The 19,269-nt window shown below is 66.9% G+C and carries 16 protein-coding genes; 6 read left to right on the forward strand and 10 right to left on the reverse strand.

The window, feature by feature from the left end; translation table 11 throughout:
* The first annotated feature begins 83 nt into the window (after window positions 1–83).
* The 3 genes from hisN (at window position 84) to J2S45_RS08855 (ending at window position 5,148) form a co-directional block, all read left to right on the forward strand.
* Window positions 84–881 carry a histidinol-phosphatase gene (gene hisN / locus J2S45_RS08845; RefSeq protein ID WP_270975497.1) on the forward strand — a complete coding sequence of 266 codons (798 nt, stop codon included), beginning with the start codon at window positions 84–86 and terminating at the stop codon, window positions 879–881.
* An 83-nt stretch (window positions 882–964) separates the two neighbouring features.
* Window positions 965–2,104 (forward strand): exonuclease SbcCD subunit D, encoded by a 1,140-nt coding sequence (locus J2S45_RS08850; RefSeq protein WP_307635158.1) that lies wholly within the window; start codon window positions 965–967, stop codon window positions 2,102–2,104.
* Window positions 2,104–5,148 (forward strand): AAA family ATPase, encoded by a 3,045-nt coding sequence (locus J2S45_RS08855; protein WP_307635159.1) that lies wholly within the window; start codon window positions 2,104–2,106, stop codon window positions 5,146–5,148. Before J2S45_RS08850 ends, J2S45_RS08855 begins: the two co-directional genes overlap by 1 nt.
* On the opposite strand, the gene J2S45_RS08860 is transcribed toward J2S45_RS08855, so the two are convergent.
* The 3 genes from J2S45_RS08860 to J2S45_RS08870 all read right to left on the reverse strand — a co-directional run bounded on the left by J2S45_RS08860 (window position 5,145) and on the right by J2S45_RS08870 (window position 7,526).
* Window positions 5,145–5,612, reverse strand: a complete 468-nt coding sequence (locus J2S45_RS08860) for a DUF6912 family protein (RefSeq protein ID WP_307635160.1) — start codon at window positions 5,610–5,612, stop codon at window positions 5,145–5,147. The genes J2S45_RS08855 and J2S45_RS08860 overlap by 4 nt on opposite strands.
* A 202-nt stretch (window positions 5,613–5,814) precedes the next feature.
* The gene (locus J2S45_RS08865) at window positions 5,815–6,945 is read right to left on the reverse strand and encodes an AAA family ATPase (protein ID WP_307635161.1); all 1,131 of its coding nucleotides are present in this window, start codon (window positions 6,943–6,945) and stop codon (window positions 5,815–5,817) included.
* On the reverse strand, window positions 6,945–7,526 hold the full coding sequence (locus J2S45_RS08870; RefSeq protein WP_307635162.1) for an SAF domain-containing protein: 582 nt from the start codon (window positions 7,524–7,526) through the stop codon (window positions 6,945–6,947). Before J2S45_RS08870 ends, J2S45_RS08865 begins: the two co-directional genes overlap by 1 nt.
* A 107-nt stretch (window positions 7,527–7,633) precedes the next feature.
* On the opposite strand from J2S45_RS08870, the gene J2S45_RS08875 reads away from it, so the two are divergent.
* Entirely contained in the window at window positions 7,634–7,843 is a 210-nt protein-coding gene (locus J2S45_RS08875) for a helix-turn-helix domain-containing protein (RefSeq protein ID WP_270975510.1), read from the forward strand.
* Here J2S45_RS08875 and J2S45_RS08880 read toward each other — a convergent pair.
* The gene (locus J2S45_RS08880) at window positions 7,840–8,421 is read right to left on the reverse strand and encodes a hypothetical protein (protein WP_307635163.1); all 582 of its coding nucleotides are present in this window, start codon (window positions 8,419–8,421) and stop codon (window positions 7,840–7,842) included. The two genes, J2S45_RS08875 and J2S45_RS08880, sit on opposite strands and share 4 nt — an antisense overlap.
* Window positions 8,422–8,696: 275 nt before the next feature.
* Here J2S45_RS08880 and J2S45_RS08885 point away from each other — a divergent pair, with 275 nt between their 5' ends.
* Window positions 8,697–9,278, forward strand: a complete 582-nt coding sequence (locus J2S45_RS08885) for a LysM peptidoglycan-binding domain-containing protein (protein WP_270975514.1) — start codon at window positions 8,697–8,699, stop codon at window positions 9,276–9,278.
* Between the two features lie 9 nt (window positions 9,279–9,287).
* The gene (locus J2S45_RS08890; RefSeq protein WP_307635164.1) at window positions 9,288–9,821 is read left to right on the forward strand and encodes an Rv3235 family protein; all 534 of its coding nucleotides are present in this window, start codon (window positions 9,288–9,290) and stop codon (window positions 9,819–9,821) included.
* A gap of 11 nt (window positions 9,822–9,832) precedes the next feature.
* Here J2S45_RS08890 and secA read toward each other — a convergent pair whose 3' ends face one another.
* The 6 genes from secA to nuoK all read right to left on the reverse strand — a co-directional run bounded on the left by secA (window position 9,833) and on the right by nuoK (window position 19,267).
* Window positions 9,833–12,697, reverse strand: a complete 2,865-nt coding sequence (gene secA, locus J2S45_RS08895; RefSeq protein ID WP_307635165.1) for a preprotein translocase subunit SecA — start codon at window positions 12,695–12,697, stop codon at window positions 9,833–9,835.
* A gap of 168 nt (window positions 12,698–12,865) precedes the next feature.
* A complete protein-coding gene (locus tag J2S45_RS08900) occupies window positions 12,866–13,876 on the reverse strand; it encodes a polyprenyl synthetase family protein (protein ID WP_307635166.1) in 1,011 nt (336 codons plus the stop codon).
* The gene (nuoN, locus tag J2S45_RS08905) at window positions 13,873–15,480 is read right to left on the reverse strand and encodes an NADH-quinone oxidoreductase subunit NuoN (protein ID WP_307635167.1); all 1,608 of its coding nucleotides are present in this window, start codon (window positions 15,478–15,480) and stop codon (window positions 13,873–13,875) included. Before nuoN ends, J2S45_RS08900 begins: the two co-directional genes overlap by 4 nt.
* Window positions 15,477–17,000 carry an NADH-quinone oxidoreductase subunit M gene (locus tag J2S45_RS08910; RefSeq protein ID WP_307635168.1) on the reverse strand — a complete coding sequence of 508 codons (1,524 nt, stop codon included), beginning with the start codon at window positions 16,998–17,000 and terminating at the stop codon, window positions 15,477–15,479. Before J2S45_RS08910 ends, nuoN begins: the two co-directional genes overlap by 4 nt.
* Window positions 17,001–17,013: 13 nt before the next feature.
* Complete coding sequence (nuoL, locus tag J2S45_RS08915; RefSeq protein WP_407702486.1) at window positions 17,014–18,954, reverse strand: NADH-quinone oxidoreductase subunit L; 1,941 nt, start codon at window positions 18,952–18,954, stop codon at window positions 17,014–17,016.
* A 13-nt stretch (window positions 18,955–18,967) separates the two neighbouring features.
* Complete coding sequence (gene nuoK / locus J2S45_RS08920; RefSeq protein WP_296932500.1) at window positions 18,968–19,267, reverse strand: NADH-quinone oxidoreductase subunit NuoK; 300 nt, start codon at window positions 19,265–19,267, stop codon at window positions 18,968–18,970.
* Window positions 19,268–19,269 lie beyond the last annotated feature (2 nt).

The following is a 19,269-nucleotide window of genomic DNA, read 5'->3' on the forward strand; positions in this document are numbered from 1 at the left end:
GGGCGCTCGCGGGCCGGGGCCCGCGGGCCAGGCAAAAAGGCCGCGCCGGGCCGGGGCCGTCAATCAGCGGTTATGCTTGAGGCATGCAACCACGTTACGCCGATGACCTTCAGGTCGCCCTCGGGATCGCCGATCGCGTCGACATCCTCACGCTCGAGCGGTTCCGCGCCGCCGACCTGCGGGTCGAGACCAAGCCCGACATGACCCCCGTCTCCGACGCCGACCGCGCCGCCGAGCGCCTCATCCGTGACATGCTACGCCAGTTCCGTTCGCGCGACGGGGTGACGGGCGAGGAAGAGGCCCCTGTGGAGGGCCTGTCTGGGCGGCGGTGGATCATCGACCCGATCGACGGCACCAAGAACTACGTTCGCGGTGTGCCCGTGTGGGCCACCCTGATAGCGCTGGAGGACGACGGGCAGATCGTGCTCGGTATCGTTTCTGCCCCCGCGCTCAAGCAGCGCTGGTTCGCGGCCCAGGGCCTGGGCGCCTACGCGGGGCGCTCCTCGGCCGCGGCGCGGCGCATCCACGTGTCCGATGTTAGTCGTGTCTCCGACGCGTCCCTGTCATATTCCTCGCTGGACGGCTGGTCGGAGCGCAACCAGCTGCGCGCCTTCCTTCGCCTGGCCCAGACCTGCTGGCGCACGCGCGCCTTTGGCGACTTCTGGTCCTACATGCTCGTAGCCGAGGGGGCCGTGGACATCGCGAGCGAACCGGAGCTCAACCTCTACGACATGGCCGCCCTCGTGCCCATCGTGACGGAGGCGGGCGGGCGCTTCACCTCGCTCGATGGGGAGGACGGGCCGTGGGGTGCGAACGCGATCGCCACGAACGGCCGCCTGCACGCCGCCGCCCTGGATATCCTCAATTCCGTTCGAGACTAGCGGAGCTGGCCATATCCTGCGAGTTTGGGCAGAAAGAGCGGGCATCCAAAAGATTTGTCGGAGGGGTCCGCTAGCCTGAAGATATGAGATTCTTACACACGGCCGATTGGCACCTGGGCCGGGAGATACACGGCGCCGATCTCACCCCTGCCTTCGAGCAGTGGGCCGACCACGTCGTCGATCTCGTGGCGAGCGAGGGCGTGGACGCGCTCTTCATTTCGGGCGACGTATACGACCGCGCAGTCCCGCCCGTCGCCATGGTGGAGCTGCTCTCCGACACGCTCTCGCGCCTGCTCGAGCACACGCGCGTCATCATGACCAGCGGCAACCATGATTCCCCCCAGCGCCTCGGCTTCGGCTCCGCCTTCGCTCGGGAGGGGCTCCACATCTGCACAGACTCGCGCCGCGCCCACATCCCCGTCGTCATCGACGACGGCGCGGACGGCGCCCTCATATACCCCATCCCGTACCTGGATCCGCCCACCGAGCGGGATCGGCTGGCCGGCGATGAGCCGCTCGAACGCAGCCATATCGCCGTCAACACCGAGATGCTGGCTCGGGTGGAGGCAGACATGCGAAGGCGCGGCGGCAACCCGTACCGGATCGTGCTCTCCCACTCCTTCGTCATTGGCGCCCAGCCCAGCGAGTCGGAACGCGACATCTCGGTGGGCGGGGCCGATTCGATCCCGTCCCACATTTTCCGGCTCGGCGGGCTGACGGACTACGTGGCCCTCGGCCACATCCACGGCCCGCAGGCTGTGGGAACCCAGGGCGATCCGCTCATGCGCTATTCGGGCTCGCCCATCGCGTTCTCCTTTTCGGAAGAAAAGCACGTGAAGTCCTCCGTGCTCCTCGATACGCGCAGCGGGGAAACAACCCTGATCCCGGCGCCCGTGTATCGGCCGCTGGCAACACTGGAAGACACGCTGGAGAACCTGCTCTCGGCCAAGTATGCCGGCTACGGCGATCACTTCCTGCGCATCCGGGTCACCGACCCGGACCGCCCAGCCGATCTTTACGCCAAGCTCAAGAAGCGATTCGCGCACATGCTCGCGCTTGAGCATGTCAGCGAAGCCACCGCCGTCACGCTTGAACAGCTTGCCGCTATCCGTTCCAATCCGCTCGCCGTACTGCGCGAATTCTTCGCGCACGCCGGCGGGCGGGAATTGACCGCGGCGGAGGATCAGCTGGTGGCAGCCACGTGGGAGGAGGTGTCGGCCTGATGCAGTTTCGCCACTTGACGTTTAGCGCGATCGGCCCATTCCCGGGCACGCACACCATCAACTTCGACCAGCTGGCCGCCTCCGGGCTCTTCCTCTTCGACGGGCCCACGGGTGCGGGCAAGTCCTCCATTATCGACGCGATCGTGTTTGCCCTCTACGGGGACGTGGCGGGCAGTGATTCGGATCGTTCACGCATGCGGTCGAGCTATGCCCCGGCCAGCCAGGGCTCCGTGGTCGACCTCGTGTTCACCATCGCCTCGGGCACCTACCGGGTACAGCGCGCGCCGGCCTACCTGAAGAAGAAGGTGCGCGGGGAGGGCACAACCCCGGTGGCAGCCACCGCCCACCTGTGGCGCCTGTCCGAGTCCGTCGTCGAGCTACGTCAGTGGGAGCAGGGGGAGATTCTCGCCTCGAAAGTCTCCCAGGTAGATCGTGAACTCAAGCTCCTCCTTGGCCTGACCCGCGAACAGTTCGTCCAGACTGTCGTCCTGCCCCAGGGGCAGTTCGCCCAGTTTCTGAAGATGAAGTCCACCGAGCGCGCCGCACTGCTCGAAACCCTCTTCAACACGAGCAACTACAAGCGCTTCGCCAACGCTTTGGAGGATGGCGCGAAGGAGGCGCGCGGCAGGGTCAAGGCGGCATGCGATAACGCCACGCGTGCCCTGCACGCCTGGCTCGACATCGACGGCGTCTCCGATCAGTTCCCCCACCTGGCCGAGCTCGTCCTCGATCCGGGTGACCCCTCACCGCTGGAAGCGATCGCGGCCGCCGACGCGACCCTCGCCGCTGCACGGGATGAAGCCACGGCTCACACGGCGACGCAGAGCGCCAAGGCTACCCAGGCTTCGCAGGCCCTCCTCCGGGCGGAGAACCTCGCCGCCGCCATCGCCGACCGTGAGCGGCTTCTGAAGGCACGCGCCGTCCTCGAAGAGCAGGCGCCACGCATCGAGGCGGCGCGGGCGAAGATAGCCGCCCACGAATCGGTGGCGCTAGCGATCGATCGGCTCCGCCGGACAGCCGCGGCGCGCGAGGCGCTCGCGGAGCTCGCGCTTCCAGCGGCGCCTGCCGCCGTGCAGGAGGGCTATTCCTCACTGGAGGCGGCCATCGCCACCCAGGAAGGGGTGGCCGAGGCCGCCGAGCGGATGATCGACTCTTGCGATCAGGAGCTTGCCGGCGTCGACACCTCGCTCGGCGCGCTCGCGGAGCTCGCGACGCTGGAGGCTGGCCTGCCACACCGGCGAGCCCAGCTTGAGGACTACGCGACCGAGGCGGCGGCCCTGCGTGCCAAGATCGCCGATCTCGAAACCCAGCTCGCCGCGTACCCGGGCAAGGCCACCGATCTGGACTCCGCCCTGCAGGCGGCACACGCACTCGCTGCCAGCACTCCGGTCATCCGGGAGAAGCTCGCCTCCCAGCAGGCTGCACAGGTCACTGCGCAAAGGTTGGCTGACGAGGAGGCGAAGCTCGTCCAAGCGCGGGCCGCGCTCGCGAAGGCCTTCGACGCCCACCGCGCTCAACGCGACAAGCTCCGGACCACCACCGATGCTTGGCGGCGATCGATGGCCTCGAATCTCGCCGCCACCCTCCGCGACGCCCAGCCGTGCCCCGTGTGCGGATCCGTCGAACACCCCGCGCCGGCGAAGCCCACCGCCGATTCTGCCACCCTCGACCAGGTCCAAGAGGAAGAGGCCGCTCTTGCGCCACTTGCCGCGCAGCTGGAGGAGGCCAACCAGACGGTGACGGCGCTCGACGCCTCAGCTTCGGCATTGCGCTCCCAGCTCGGCGGCGCCACCCCCGAATCGATCGACGCCGCAATAAGCGCGCTTAACGCCGATCTGGCCAAGGCGACGGCGGCCGGGGAGAACGCGGCGAGGATAGAGCTCGAGCGCAGCGAACTCGACGGGGCTCAGGCGGCAGATCGTCGGGCCCTCGGTCAAGCCCGGGAGGATCAGCGCGCCCTCGCCGAACGCATCGCCGGCACGGACGCGGCGCTGGAGGCCGACTGCGCGCGCGTCGCGGATGGGCGTGGGGACTTTCCCAGCGTCACCGAACGCCAGGCCGCACTCGCCGCCGAGCGGGCAAGCCTCACGGAACTTCGTTCGGCTTCCTCTGCGGCCGCCTCCGCGGCTCGCTCCCTTGACGACTCCGCGGCGGCCGCCGCCGAGGCCCTCGCGGCGGCGCGGGTCACCGAGGCGGAGGCTCTCGCCGCCTGCCTCCCCGACGCGGAGTTCGCGGCGTTGAAGAAGGAGGTCGCCGACCACGCGGCCGAGGCGGCGAGTATCGATGCTCAGCTGGCAAGCGAGCGCCTACAGGTGGAGGGCTCGGTGGATCTCGACTCGGCCCGCGCCGAAGACGCGTCCGCACGTGAGGCCCTCTCCCAGGCCAACCGCACCGAGGCGATCGCGGCGCAGCGGGCGACGGCCTCGAGCACTCACCTTGCCCGATTGCGCTCCGCGCAGCAGGCGTGGAAGAAGATCAGTGACGACGCCGGGCCTGCGGTCCGGCTGGCTGATCTGGCGAACGCCGGGCAGATGTCCCTTAGTCGCTTGCGGCTCACGGTGTGGGTGCTGCTGCGCCGGTTTGAGCAGATCGTCGACCGAGCCAACGAGCATCTGAGCCGTTTCTCCTTCGGCCGCTACGAGCTGCGTCGTGCCGACGAGGGGCGCGGCGAGCTCAAGTCAGGACTGGGCCTGGAGGTGATCCACCATGACTCCGGGCCGAACGGCGACACCGTCCGCTCTCCCGCCACGCTCTCCGGCGGCGAGACCTTCTACACCTCGCTCGCCCTCGCCCTCGCGTTGTCGGAGGTGGTCCAGGCCGAAAACGGCGGGATCCGCATTGACACCCTCATCATCGACGAGGGCTTCGGCAGCCTGTCCAGCGACTACCTGCAGACCGTCATGGATACGCTCGGCCAGCTGCGCTCCGCCGGGCGCACGGTCGGCGTGGTCTCCCATGTCGAGGAGTTGAAGGCGATGATCCCAGATCGCGTCACGGTCCGGCCACTCGAAAGCGGTGGGTCCACGCTCAGCGTGTCCGCCTAGGCGCCCAGCTCGGCGGCCAGATCGGCCCGTTCGACGACGTCGTACCACAGAAGGTCGATATCGCCGGTGGCGGCGAAGGCCGCCTCGTCACCGGATAGCGCCCGCGAGACGAGGTCCTCGTAGCCCGGCTCGTCTACCAGGATCGTCTCCACGTCCTGCCAATCCACGGAGGTGATCAGTCGGCGAGCTGTGGGTAGCTCCGCCGCGGGTTCGGCTGCGGACTGCAGCGCGGGCTCGAGGGAGCGGTCTGGCACCTCTGCCACGCACACCATGCGGCGGCGCGTCCTGCCCGTGGAGAGTAGCCGGAGCGAGTCGTCGGCTGCGGCCAGGGTGGCGATCATCTCCCATCCTTCAGCGTCCTCGTAAGGTACCGCCCGCTTGAGTTCAGGTGTGACGGCGTGGACGAGGCGAGGCTCGACGGCTGAGACGAGGTCCCCGGGCGTGAGCGGAATGTAGATGCGCATAAGCACATCCTAGACCGCGGCAGACATGTGGCGTACTCCGGCGGCGCCGCCGGCAGACTCCGACTCTGCGGCGCGGGTGGCGCGTGCCCTGCGGCGCGGGTGGCGGGCACTGGTCCCCGGCGCCATCGCACCGCATCTGGGCGCGTGCGCCGAGCGCCCCGCGGGCGCGATCCCTGCCCGACGCCTGCTCCGCAATCGGACCTTAGGAACGCGCGGCGTGCCCGGAGACCGAGCCTATCGCCTCCCACAGCGCCCGGACGTCCCTGGAATAGCCCGAGCGCGGGTAGGCACTGACCGCGTCGCGCGCCCGCAGCTCGCAGCGCTCAAGGCGCCGCCGGTCGGCTCGCACGAAGTGAACCGGCATCTGCGCCTCCCCGATGAGGGCGGCTACCTTGGTCTTGCCGTCCATGCCAAGTCCGTGTTCGGAGAGGAGGACCACCCCGTGGTGTTCGCCGATCCGTTCCGTGCCCAGGGCGTCAAGGTGCTCAAGGAAGCGCCGCAACCCCACCGGCGTTCCCGCACCCACGTGTACGATCACGTCCGCGGCCTCGACAGCGGAACGGGTCATCGCGTGGCGATCCTCGCGGGAGGGGCGGGCCTCCATCCCGCCCGACACGTCCACGATCACCGCCTCAGCATGTGCCGCCAGCGGCTCCCACATGCGTTCGGCCACCACCCGCGGCAGCTCCCGCCAGCGTTCACCCGTGTTGAGGCCGGCGAGCAGCCTGCCGGGCCTGCCAGCCCCGCGCCCCGGCAGATCCACGAGCACCGAGTCAATGAGCTCCGCCGGATCCTGGCCCCGCTCGATGTGACGGGCGAGGGCGACGATCGCGGAGGTCTCCTCCAGCCCGTAAAGCTGGGACAAGCAGGGACGGTGGGTATCGGCGTCGACCACCAAGACATCGGGCGCAACCGCGGCGAGATCCCGCACGAGCGCCGAACGCCCGACGCTCCCGCCCGGCCCCCATACGGCGATGATCCGGCCGCGACGGATCGGCACCACAACGGGCTCAGCGGGCGTGGCTCCCCGCACGAAGTCCACCATCTCCGCCTCCGCGACGGGTACGGCGCCCAGCGCGTGGATCTCCGTGACCGGCCGGAAGGAGGGCACCACGCCCACGCGCGCCCCGCACGCCGCGAGCCGGCTCACCACCGACAGGTCGAGCGCGGGGTCGTCGCCAAGGAGCACGATCTTCCCGAGATTAGCCTCCACGCCGGCGATCACCTCGGCCACGTCGGCGCAGCGCCGGGCGATACGCCCCTCCTCGCCGAAGGCCGCCAGGCCGCGCACCACCTGCTCTTCGAGTGGCGCCGGCAGACACAGAAGGATCATCAGCCGGCCTTCCCCACGATGGCGAGCCCGTCCTGGGTTCCGAGCACCTCGAGGATCCCCGGCACGTCGGCCGGTTCCACGCGGATCTGCGCGGTGGCCTGCGCGCCCACGCCGCCTGCCTCCACGGACACGAGGACCGCGCCCTGCGCGATCAGCCGGGCTCCCGGCGCCGTGTTGATGGTCGCGTTCTGGACGCGCCACACGTCCACCTGCGAACCCACCGCCACGCTCGAGGCGGGCGCGACGATGAGCGGGATGGTCACGTCGAGCAGGCCCCCTGGCTCGCCGATCGCAGAGGACGGGAGGAGGTCACCTGCCTCGATGCCGTGCGCCGCCACCGCGCCATCCGGAATCTGGCCGCTGCGCACGTAGTCCTTCCCCACCCGCTCGGGCAGCTCGGCCACCACGAACTGGCTTTCGCTCAGTACGCTGCCCTCTGCGATCGGTGCGCTCGCGCGCAGGAGCGGAACGGAGGACTCCCCGCCGAGCAGGATCGAACCGGCGACGCCGCCACCTGCGATGAGAATCACTCCGATGGCCAGACGGGGGTCTTTCCACGGTACGTGTGTCAATATCGTCATAGCTCAACCGTGGCACATTTCGCGTAAGCTGAAATCCGTTTTCCACAGGGCAAAGTGCCTGTGTAAAGTGCATGTGTCAAACATACGAAGGGTGGGACACTCAAGCCATGTCGAGGTTTCTAACAATCGCTGATGTCGCCGAGTACTTGAACGTCTCGGCCGGGCAGGTGCGCACGCTCATCAAGAACGGCGAGCTTCCTGCCATCCAGGTTGGTGGTCGTGGGCAGTGGCGCATCGATGAGAAGGTGCTCGCCGCCTATGTCGAGCGTGCCTATGAGATCACGCGCCAGAAGATCACCTCAGAGCAGGAAATCTAAACAGCGCGATTCACCCTCGCCTGGCTGACTACGGCTATCGCATCGATCGGAATGACGATCTGCGATAGCCGTTCACTTTGCCCGAAATCGTAGTGCGCCTGCCACGGTTGTGCGTACGAACCATAACGGCCCTCGCTCTCGCTTTCGATCAGTAGGTGGTCACGCCCGACGCCGACCACCGTTCCCGCCACATCCACGTCGGCACCGCGGAGGGAAACGTAGGAGGCCTGAAGCTGACGCAGGAGTGAGCCCACGCTGACGGGCAGCCCTCCGCCCGGCGATTGCACCCACGACACGCGGGTCAGGCTTGCCACCTCGCGGGTGAGCACGACGTGCTCGCGGGCGGAATCCGCCAGCAGAAACCACCCGCGCCCGACCGTCTCCACAGTTCCAGAAAGGGGCGGCAGGCCGCGAAGTCCAACCTCGACGTTGACGCCGACGGCGCCGCGGAGGCGATCCTCGACCGTCAGCGTGGCGCGCTCGGCGTCCGCGAGATCGGCAGCTTCGGCCTCGAGCTTCTCCCGCTCACCCTGTTCGACTTCCGAGGCGATCGTTTCGGCAAGAATCATCCAGTCCATGCCCGCAGACTACCGCCCACCCCCGCAGGCCCGCTCCCTTATTGCGCACTTCGCGGCCCGCACTCACTCATGCGCCATGTCGGGCTCCTGCCAGCTGGGTCGTCGTTAGGGACGTCGGGTGTGGGCCGGCTGATTCCGAGCCAAACTGCGCCCTCAGCTGGGACGATCCGGATTGAGCCCGATTTACCGGGTATACCCACTCGCGTTAAGCGCCAAATAACACCAAACTCACTCATACGACATCAAACGCCATCAAACAGCAGATTGGAGTCGACATGGACCCCCTCACTGGTGCTCCCCAGCAAGACCTCGAGTCCCTGCTCGTCACCGTGGCCGCAATCGCGATCACCGCCGTCGCCCTCTGGTACCTCCTCGCGGCGCTCGCACTCCTTCGCGCCTCCCGCTCGGGAAGCCGCACCCTGCGCATGCGGGTCGCGCGTTGGGGCCCGCCCATCCTGAGAGGCATCGCGGCCGCCGGCCTGGCCAGTAGCTTCATCGCCCCCGCATCGGCCGACACGGACTTCAGCTGGGGCGCGCCCCTGCCATCCCCGAGCACGATCTACGAACCGCCCCCGGCAGAGCCAACGCCCGCCGCACCCGCACGTGACACCCCGCCAGCCGCGCCCGCGGCCACAACAGTAACCACGCTTCATGATACAGGCCAGGCCGGCCTCATGCCTCGCACCCACACGGTTGTTGCCGGCGATTGCCTCTGGTCCATCGCCCGCGCCTACTACGCACCCACGGACGACTCCGAGATGGCCGACCTCGTCCTCGACCTCTACCTCGCCAACAAGGGGGTCATCGGTAATGACCCGAACCTCATCCACCCCGGCCAAACCATCACACTTCCCTAAGGACACCCCATGAGCCAAGCAGTACTGGACAGCAAGGTCCGCGTCACCGTTCCCCCGCCGCCACCGCGTCAGATCCCGAAAAGCTACCCGGACCGGTCCGCTCAGTCCCTTCCGGCCCCTGCACGGGGCGGGGAATTTGACCGGGCTGCCTTCGCCTCACCGCGAATCGACAGGCCGATGTATAACGGCGAAGCCGAGCAGTCGGCCGAGGCCCCGGCATCGCCGGATCGCTTCGCTGCGCGCGTGGTCGGGCAATCCATCGAGGTCCTTATGGGGCACCGCCCCGCCCGCCAGCTCCAAACCTGGATGCACCCCGACGTCTACGAGGCGCTCATCCGCCGGGCAGGACTCGGCCAACGCGTCCTGGGCCGGGCCGAAAAGTGCATGCCGCCGCGCATCAAGCGCGTGCGGGTGTGCGAGCCACGCAAGGGCGTGGCCGAGGTCTCCCTTGTCGTCTTCGACGGAAAGAGAACTCGGGCGGCCGCCGCCCGCCTCGAGGTCCGCCGCGGCCGCTGGCACGTGACGGCGCTCGAGATCATCTAGGCCGCAAGCAACTACTTGTTGCGACGCTTCGCAGCCCGCCGTTGGGCACGGTTCATCCCCGCGTACGGGTCAACCTCGCCGCCCGACTGCGCCTGCTGCTGGGGCGCCGTGCTGCCGAAGGCGCCGACGGGCGGCTTGTTCCCCGCCGCCGGGCCCCGCCGGCCCGCCGAAGGCCCGCTCTGCCCGGCAGACGAAGAATAGGACAGCTTCTGCGTCTCAGGCCGCTTGATGCCGAGAATCTTCTCCGTCGAAGGCTGGGCCTTATCCGAGCCCACCGGCGTCTTCTGGCCAATGAAGCCGCCCGCTCCCGCGGCAAGCGACGACTTCGCGGCCTCCACCGCCTCACGGGCCATCTTCTCGGACGGCAGCTCAAAGTTGAGCAAGTGGCGAACCGTCTCCTCGCGGATGGAGTCGTTCATCTGCTGGAACATGTGATAACCCTCCTGCTTGTACTCAACAAGCGGATCGCGCTGGGCCATCGCACGCAGGCCGATACCCTCCTTGAGGTAGTCCATCTCGTACAGGTGCTCACGCCACTTGCGATCCAGCACGGTAAGCAACACCTGCCGCTCCACGTTGCGCATCTGCTCGGAGCCGAGCTCCTCCTCGCGCTCTTGGTAAATCGCCTCCACGTCCTCGAGGATCTCAGTGCGCACGTCCTCCCGGGTCAACTCGCGCTGGTCGCCGCCGTGAGCCTCGATAAGCTCCTCGTCGGTGAAAGACGGGCGGTAGATGTTCTTCACGTCCGTCCACAACGCATGCATGTCCCATTCGTCGGACGAACCCAGGGTGTGGCTACGAACGACGTCGTCGACCACGAACGTGATGAAAGAGCTGATCTGATCCTCCACGTCCTCACCCTCGAGGATGCGGCGGCGCTCAGCATAGACGGTGGAGCGCTGCTCGTTCATGACGTCGTCGTACTTCAGGACGTTCTTACGCATCTCCGCGTTGCGCGACTCGATTTGAGTCTGGGCGCGCTGGATTGCCGAGCTCAGCAGCTTGAAGTCGAGCGCCTGATCCTCCGGGCCGTTCTTGAAACGGTCGGTAGCACGCGTGTTGCCGAACAGGCGCATCAGGTCGTCGTCGAGCGAGAGGTAGAAGCGTGACTCCCCCGGGTCGCCTTGACGCCCGGAACGTCCGCGAAGCTGGTTATCAATGCGGCGCGATTCGTGGCGCTCCGAGCCGAGCACGTACAGGCCACCCAGCTCCACCACCTCGTCGTGTTCCTTCGCGACGGCGGCCTTCGCCTCCGCCAGCGCCTGCGGCCACTGCTTCTCGTATTCCTCGGCGTCCTCCTCCGGGTCGAGCCCCCGCTTGGCCATGAGGCCCACCGCGATGTACTCGGCGTTACCTCCCAGCATGATGTCGGTGCCTCGGCCAGCCATGTTGGTTGCGACGGTCACGGCGCCCTTGCGACCGGCCATCGCGACCACCGCTGCCTCACGCTCGTGCTGCTTGGCGTTGAGGACCTCGTGAGGAATGTGAGCCTTCTTCAGCAGCGCGGAGAGCTTCTCGGAGTTCTCCACCGACGCCGTACCCACCAGCACCGGCTGACCCTTCGCGAAACGCTCCTTGATGTCCTCGACAATCGCGCCGAACTTGCCGCGCTCCGTGGGGTAGACCAGATCCGTGTGGTCCGTGCGCCGCATCGGCCGGTTGGTCGGGATCGGCACCACGCCGATGTCGTAGGTGGAGGCGAACTCCTCGGCCTCCGTCTCCGCCGTACCCGTCATGCCCGAAAGCTTGTCATAGAGGCGGAAATAGTTCTGCAGCGTGATCGTGGCCAGGGTCTGATTCTCGGCCTTGATCGTCACGCCCTCCTTCGCCTCGATCGCCTGGTGCATGCCCTCGTTATAGCGGCGCCCGGGAAGGACTCGGCCCGTGTGCTCGTCGACGATCAGCACCTCGCCGTCGGCGACGATGTAATCCTGGTCGCGGGTGAAGAGCTCCTTGGCCTTAATCGCGTTGTTGAGGTAGCCGATGAGCGGGGTGTTCACCGACTCGTAGAGGTTGTCGATCCCGAGCATGTCCTCGATCTTGTCGATGCCCGGCTCGAGAACGCCCACCGTGCGCTTCTTCTCATCCACCTCGTAGTCGATGTCGCGCCGAAGGTTGACTACGGCCTGCGAAAACATCGTGTACCACTTGTTGGCGTCTCCCTCGGCGGGACCGGAAATGATAAGCGGGGTACGCGCCTCGTCGATAAGGATCGAATCGACCTCGTCGACGATCGCGAAGTAGTGCTCGCGCTGGACCAGGCTATCGAGGCTCATCGCCATGTTGTCACGCAGGTAGTCGAAGCCGAACTCGTTATTCGTGCCGTAGGTGATGTCGCACGCGTACTGCTCGCGCCGCTGGGCCGGGTTCAGGCCCGTGGTGATACACCCCGTCGTCATGCCAAGGAAACGGAAGACGCGGCCCATGAGCTCCGACTGGTAACTGGCCAGGTAGTCGTTGACCGTCACGATGTGAACGCCGTGGCCTGGAATCGCGTTAAGGTAGGCGGCGAGCGTGGCCACGAGCGTCTTGCCCTCGCCGGTCTTCATCTCGGCGATGTTGCCAAGGTGCAGGGCCGCCCCGCCCATGATCTGCACATCGTAGTGACGCTGGCCGAGCGTGCGCACCGAGGCCTCACGAACGGCCGCAAATGCCTCCGGCAAGAGCTCATCGAGGGACTCGCCCTCCTTATAACGCTCGCGGAAGTCCGCCGTCTGGGCCTTGAGCTCCTCGTCCGTCATCTCCGTAAAGACGCTCTCAAGTTCGTTGACTTGCTGCGTGATCGCCGAGAGCTTCTTCAGGGTTCGCCCCTCGCCGGCCCGGAGAATCTTATCAATCAGTTTGCGCACGTTTGCTCCTTTTAGGTCTCCGGCCATTCTAGCGGCTCCCCGGCCTTGGGCGGCAATCCACGGCCCTCGCGTTCGCCCACGAAGGAGCGCGGGGCCCAGAGGGTCCCGCGCTCGATCCGGGCCGCACGCCCACGGCCTGCCGATTCGGCTTCGACAAGGGGCCGGTGCCATTCACCGACCACCACGACGCCGCCGTCACATCATCCGGTCAACCATCCCGTGGGCGAACATGACCAGATAGCCGTAGACCTCACGATCCTTGATTACGTCCAGGTACTCCAGCGCCTCGTCTACCCACTGACGGGCGAGCTCCCGGGTCTGCTCGACGACGCGGTGTGCCTTGAGCATCTCCACCACCGTGGCAAGCCGGTCGCCGCTGTCCAGGTTCCCCTCGGAGAGAATGTCGAGAATCGCCTGCCCGGCGTCGTCGATCGTGCCCTCCTTCGCCTCGCGCTCAAGCAGAAGCGTGGGCATGGTCGGCACGCCCTCGAGCAGGTCGGTGCCCGGCGTCTTGCCGGTCAGCGCGGGGTCCGAGGCCAGGTCGATGACGTCGTCGGCGATTTGGAAAGCCACGCCGATGCGCTCGCCGAACTCGGCCAGTGCCTCTCCGAGGTCGTCCGGTCCGCCGGCAGCCATGACGCCGTGGTGAGCGGCCGCCGCGATGAGCGAACCCGTCTTGCCCGAAAGCACCTTCAGGTGGTGCTCGATCGGGTCTTCGCCCCCCTGCGGGCCCACCGTCTCATGGAGCTGCCCCATGCACAGCCGTTCGAAAGACTCGGCGTGCATGTAGATCGCCCGCTGTCCCAGGCCCGCCACGATCTTCGACGCGCGCGAAAAAAGCACGTCGCCGGCCATGATCGCCGAAGAATTGCCGAAGATGTACTGCGCCGTCGGCACGCCGCGGCGCTTGGGCGCCTCGTCCATGACGTCGTCGTGGTAGAGCGACGCGAGGTGGGTCAGCTCCATGACGACGGCGGCGTCGATGACGTCGGGCGAATCCGGGTTCGGCCCCACCTCGGCCGCCAGCAGCGTCAGGAGCGGACGCAGCCGCTTGCCGCCGGCGTCGGCCAGGTAGGACGTGGCCGAATCGACGACGAGATCGTCCACCCGGCACGCCGAGCGCAGGCGGTCTTCAACCACCTCCATGCGCGCGGCGAGCCGGCGGGCGAGCGGGTCGTCGCTGGCTAGAACATCAGTGACGCTCACGCAAACGGTCCCATGATGAAGTCAAGGGCGAAGTGCGGCAGCACGCCGAGGCCGATCGTGGTGATCGCGGCGATGACAATCGCAACGATCGACATGCCCTCCGACTCGACAACCGCCACGGACTCGCCCTCCGGCTCACGGAAGAACATGATCTGGACGAGACGGAAGTAGAACACCGCCGTCGCGGCCGACGCCAGCACGGCGAGCACGACGAGCACCGTCATGCCACCCTGAACACCGGCGCGGAACACCTCGAACTTTCCGATGAAGCCACCCGTCAGCGGGATACCCGCGAACGACAGGAGGAAGATCGTCATCGCGCTCGCCAGCAGCGGGCTGCGCTTGCCCAGGCCGGCCCAGCTCGAGAGCTTCGTCGCCTCGCCCAGGATGTTGCCCTGCGGATCGCGCTCACGCACGAGCGTCACAATGCCGAAGGCTCCCACCGTCGCCACCGCGTAGGCCAGCAGGTAGAACATGATCGCGGGGACCGCCACCAGCGAGGCATCGGCGTTGGAGATGATGTTGATCGAGTTGACCGCGATCAGAATGAAGCCCGCGTGCGCGATTGAGGAGTACGCCAGCAGTCGCTTAACGTCCGTCTGTACCAGGCCCATGACCGTGCCGATCACGATGGTTGCGATGATAACGATCCACATGAAGATGTTGATCGACTCCCACACCGGGGTCACCATCAGGATGAACACCCGCATGAGGGCCACAAACGCGGCGGCCTTCGTGCCGGCAGCCATGAAGCCGGTGACCGGCGTCGGCGCGCCCTGGTAGACGTCCGGCGTCCAGGCGTGGAACGGAGCGGCGCCAACCTTGAACAGCAAGCCGATGACGACCATGACGACGCCAGCGCTCAGCAACGCCGGGGACGCCACTCCCGTGCCCCGGCCGAGGGCTACGATCGGACCCTCGATCGACAGCGAGCCGGTAGCGCCGTAGATAAGCGCCGCACCCATGAGGAAGATGGCCGAGGAGAACGCGCCAAGGATGAAGTACTTCAGCGCGGCCTCCTGCGAGAGCAGGCGCTTGCGGCGAGCGGTGGCCGACAGGACATACAGCGGCAGCGAGAGCACCTCGAGCGAGATGAAGAGGGTAAGCAGATCGTAGGCCGACGTGAAAGCCATCATGCCGCCCGTGGCGAAGAGCGCCAGCGGGAAGATCTCGGTGAGCTGACGCCCGAGCCGAGAGTACTCGCGCTCCTCAGCAGAGCCAGGCCGGGTCGCCGCTGCCGCGGCGAACGCCCCCTCCCGGGTCTGCGTGCGATCCGCGATCACCAGGAAGGACAGTAGCGCGCCAACCACGATGATCGCCTGGGAGATGAGCGAGATCGCGTCCTCCACCAGGCCGACACCCACCGTGCCGTCGGGGTGGACCGCGAACGCCAGGGGCTGCACCTTCGAGCCGTCCACCTGCGTTTCCGTCCAGCGCCACACCACGACCACGAGGGCGGAGGCGAGTGCGGCCAGCGAGAGCGTCACCTGCACGCCGCGGCGCGCACGGCGGGGCACGAAGGCCTCGCACAGCGTACCCACCACGCCTGCTCCGAGGACGATCAACAGTGGCAGGACTGCCACCCATTGAATTTGGACGTTCACTTGGTGCTCCCTTCAGCGATGACCGTCAGCGTGGACGAATACTGTTCCGCGACGGGGTTGACGGCGTCGAGCGCGACGGAGGGGAAGAAGCCCAGCACGAGCATCGCCGCGATGAGCAACCCCATGACCGTCTTCTCGCGACCACCCAAGTCCGCCACGTCCTCCTCCGGCTTCGGGCCCGTGAAGAGGCGCTGGTAGGGAAGGAGGATGTAGAGCGCGGCGAGGACAACGCCGACGACGCCGACGAGCGCGGCCCACGGCACGGCGTCGTAGGTTCCCATGAGGACCATGAACTCCGGGATGAAGCCCGACAGGCCCGGCAGGGCGATCGTGGCAAGTCCCGAGATGAGGAACGTGCCGGCCAGGATCGGCGTGACGCGCTGCCAGCCGCCGTAGCGGGAAATGAGGTGGGAACCGCCGCGCTCGCCGAGGAAGCCCACGATCAGGAAGAGGCCCGCGGTGCCGATCGCGTGCGCCACCATGTAGAGGATGGCGCCGGCCAGCGCGATAGACGAGCCAGAGAAGATGCCCATCACCATGAAGCCAAAGTGGGACACCGAAGTGAAGGCCACCAGGCGCATGAGGTTATCCGAGGCGATCGCCATCAGGCCGCCCCAGATGATAGAGACGAGGGCGAAGGCGATGATCACCGGCGCGGCCGAGCTGGCGGCGTCGGGGAACAACGGCAGGCAGATCGCGATCATGCCGAATGTGCCCATCTTGTCCAGGATGCCAACCAGAAGCGTGGAGGTGCCCGCAGGGGCCTCCTCCGTCGCGTCCGGCAGCCAGGTGTGGACGGGCCACATCGGGGCCTTGATCGCGAAGGCGATGAAGAACGCGAGGAAGATCCACATCTGCACGGTGGAAGACATCTGAGAGCCGGCGGCGAGGTTGTCGATCATGAACCCGCCCGAGCCTCCCGGGCCGTAGGCGTAGACCGCGATGACGCCCACCAGCATGATCAGGCCGCCAGCGAGCGAGTAAATGAGGAACTTCATCGCGGCCTTGCCGCGCCGCTCGCCCTTGCCGTAGCGGCCGATCATGAAGAAGATCGGCAGGATCATGAGCTCGAACAGGACGTAGAACAGGAACAGGTCGCGTGCCGCGAACAGGCCGATGATGATCGCCTCGAGGGCGAGGATCCACGCCATGTAGCCGCCCTGCCGCTCGCCGTCGACCTCGGTCCACGAGGCGATGATGACCACCGGCACGAGGAACACCGACATGGCGAGCATGACCGCGCCCATGCCGTTAATCCCCCACGCGAGCGAAACGCCGATCTGCGGGATCCACGGGTACGTCTCGGCGAGCTGAACGCGCGCCGAGCTTGCGACCTCGAACTCCGTGATCATCGCGAGGATGAACACGACCGCGACGAGGATCGACACGCCCAGCGCGACCGGACGGGCCGCCGAACGTAGCGGCTTGACCAGCCACAGCAGGAGTGCGCCCACCACGGCAATCAGGATCATCGCTGTGATCCAGGGGAAGCCAGCTTCGGAAACAGTTTGCAATTGCATACCTCTTGTCCTCCTAGAGCGCGGCCGCGACGACGACGATGAGCGCCAGGACCAGGCCGATGGTGATGTAGCTGGCGTAGTTACGGGCGTAGCCGGTCTGGAACTTGCCCAGAACGCCTCCGACCGACGGCAGCTTGCCAACCCCGCGTACCATGCCGTCGACCACGTTGCGGTCGAGCACGTCCGCGCTCGCCACGAGCGTGATGCCGGGGTTCATGAACAGGCCCTCGTTGATCTGATCCTGGTAGAGATCGACGCGCGCGGCGCGGGTGAGCCCGTTGCCGACGGGTGCCGCCTTGGGCATCGGGCTGGCCACGTACATCTTCCACGCGATTGCCACGCCGGCAGCGACCACGGCCAGCGTCAGGCCGGTGATCGCCGGGATCGGCAGGACCGGCTCCTCGTGTGCCACGTGGCCGATCGCCGGCTCAAGCCAGGTGAGGAAGCCCGTGTAGTTGAGGATCGCGCCTAGGCCGAGCGAGCCGAGCGCGAGCACCACCATCGGAACCCACATGAGCGGGGACGGGTCGTGCGGGTGCTTCGCATCCGGACCTTCGTGAACCCAGCGCTCCTCCCCCAGGAAGATTCCGAAGAAGAGACGCGACATGTAGAAGGCGGTCAAGCCCGCCACCAGCACGGTGATCGTGCCGAAGATCCACGGCAGCGCGCCCTGGCCCGTGAAGGCGATCTCGATGATCTTGTCCTTCGAATAGAAGCCGGACAGGAATGGGAAACCGATGATGGCCAGGTAGCCGGCGAAGAACGTGTAGAACGTGATCTTCATGTGCTTGCCCAGACCGCCGAAGCCGCGGATGCCCACCTCGTCGTTCATGCCGTGCATGACTGCGCCGGCACCGAGGAACATGTTGGCCTTGAAGAAGCCGTGGGTGACGAGGTGGAAGATCGCGAATCCCGCGCCGACCGGGCCAAGGCCCGCCGCGAGCATCATGTAGCCGATCTGCGACATGGTCGAGGCCGCCAGGACCTTCTTCATGTCATCCTTGGCCGCACCGACGATCGCACCGAAGACGAGGGTGATGAGGCCGACGAGCGCCACCACCAGCGCGGCCACCGGGGCTGCCTCGTAGACGGCGCCGGATCGGACCATCAGGTAGACACCGGCGGTGACCATCGTGGCCGCGTGGATCAGCGCGGAGACCGGCGTCGGGCCCGCCATCGCGTCGCCCAGCCATGCCTGGAGGGGGAACTGTGCGGACTTACCGCAGGCGGCCAGCAGGAGGAAGACGCCGATGAAGGCGGCCGTGCCCTCCGAAACGCTACCCACACCCGCGGAAACGTCGGTGAACTTCACCGAGCCAAAGTTCGCCACCATCGCCATCATCGCCACCAGCATGCCCAGGTCGCCCACGCGGTTCATGACGAACGCCTTCTTACCGGCGGTGGCGTACTCGGGGACGTGATTCCAGAACGAGATGAGGAGGTAGGAAGCGAGGCCCACACCTTCCCAACCGAAGAAGAGCACCACGTAGGAGTTGCCCAACACGAGGAGCAGCATCGCGGCCACGAACAGGTTGAGGTAGGCGAAGAAACGGCGCCTGGCCGGGTCATGCTCCATGTAGGACACGGAGTAGATGTGGATGAGGGTTCCCACGAAGGTCACAAGCAGGACGAACGTGATCGACAGCGGGTCGACCCGCGTGCCGAAGTCCACCGCGAAGCTACCCACCAGCGGGATCCACTCGTACAGCGTGGTCTCGACCACGCGCTCGCTCGCGTCCATCCCGAGCAGCTGGATCGCCGCGGCGAGGCCGACGACGAACGACGCCGCCGAGGCGAGGATAGCCAGCCAGTGGCCCCACGCGTCAGCGGCCTTCCCCGCCAGGAGAAGGATCGCGAAGCTGACGAGCGGGATGGCCACGGCCAGCCAGACGAGGCTAGCCGCACCCGTCGCGCTCGCGACAGCCACGGTGCTTTCCGCAAAAATGCTAGTCAATGCTCGCACCTGCCTAGTTCTTCATGAGGTTGGCGCCGTCGAGCGACGCCGTCCTGCGAGTACGGAATATGGACACGATGATCGCCAGGCCGACGACGACCTCGGCTGCCGCCACCACCATGACGAAGAATGCGAAGACCTGCCCCTCGAGGTTGCCCCACATACGGGAGAAGGTGATGAGCACCAGGTTGCACGAGTTGAGCATGATCTCGACGCCGAGCAGGGCGATGACGCCGTTGCGGCGGGTCAGCACGGTCGCGCCGCCCACCACGAAGAGGACGATAGCGAGGACCACGTAGTACATCAGATCCATGA

This window comes from Trueperella abortisuis (genome assembly GCF_030811095.1).
Lineage (GTDB): Bacteria > Actinomycetota > Actinomycetes > Actinomycetales > Actinomycetaceae > Trueperella > Trueperella abortisuis.

What these genes read in the sequence shown, in the direction of transcription:
- J2S45_RS08885 (WP_270975514.1), top strand. Translation starts at nt 8,697, where the DNA reads ATGGACCCCCTCACTGGTGCTCCCCAGCAAGACCTCGAGTCCCTGCTC.
- J2S45_RS08890 (WP_307635164.1), top strand. Translation starts at nt 9,288, where the DNA reads ATGAGCCAAGCAGTACTGGACAGCAAGGTCCGCGTCACCGTTCCCCCG.
- J2S45_RS08875 (WP_270975510.1), top strand. Translation starts at nt 7,634, where the DNA reads ATGTCGAGGTTTCTAACAATCGCTGATGTCGCCGAGTACTTGAACGTC.
- J2S45_RS08910 (WP_307635168.1), bottom strand. Translation starts at nt 17,000, where the DNA reads ATGCAATTGCAAACTGTTTCCGAAGCTGGCTTCCCCTGGATCACAGCG.
- J2S45_RS08850 (WP_307635158.1), top strand. Translation starts at nt 965, where the DNA reads ATGAGATTCTTACACACGGCCGATTGGCACCTGGGCCGGGAGATACAC.
- J2S45_RS08860 (WP_307635160.1), bottom strand. Translation starts at nt 5,612, where the DNA reads ATGCGCATCTACATTCCGCTCACGCCCGGGGACCTCGTCTCAGCCGTC.
- hisN (WP_270975497.1), top strand. Translation starts at nt 84, where the DNA reads ATGCAACCACGTTACGCCGATGACCTTCAGGTCGCCCTCGGGATCGCC.
- J2S45_RS08880 (WP_307635163.1), bottom strand. Translation starts at nt 8,421, where the DNA reads ATGGACTGGATGATTCTTGCCGAAACGATCGCCTCGGAAGTCGAACAG.
- J2S45_RS08870 (WP_307635162.1), bottom strand. Translation starts at nt 7,526, where the DNA reads ATGACGATATTGACACACGTACCGTGGAAAGACCCCCGTCTGGCCATC.
- secA (WP_307635165.1), bottom strand. Translation starts at nt 12,697, where the DNA reads ATGGCCGGAGACCTAAAAGGAGCAAACGTGCGCAAACTGATTGATAAG.
- nuoK (WP_296932500.1), bottom strand. Translation starts at nt 19,267, where the DNA reads ATGGATCTGATGTACTACGTGGTCCTCGCTATCGTCCTCTTCGTGGTG.
- J2S45_RS08865 (WP_307635161.1), bottom strand. Translation starts at nt 6,945, where the DNA reads ATGATCCTTCTGTGTCTGCCGGCGCCACTCGAAGAGCAGGTGGTGCGC.
- J2S45_RS08855 (WP_307635159.1), top strand. Translation starts at nt 2,104, where the DNA reads ATGCAGTTTCGCCACTTGACGTTTAGCGCGATCGGCCCATTCCCGGGC.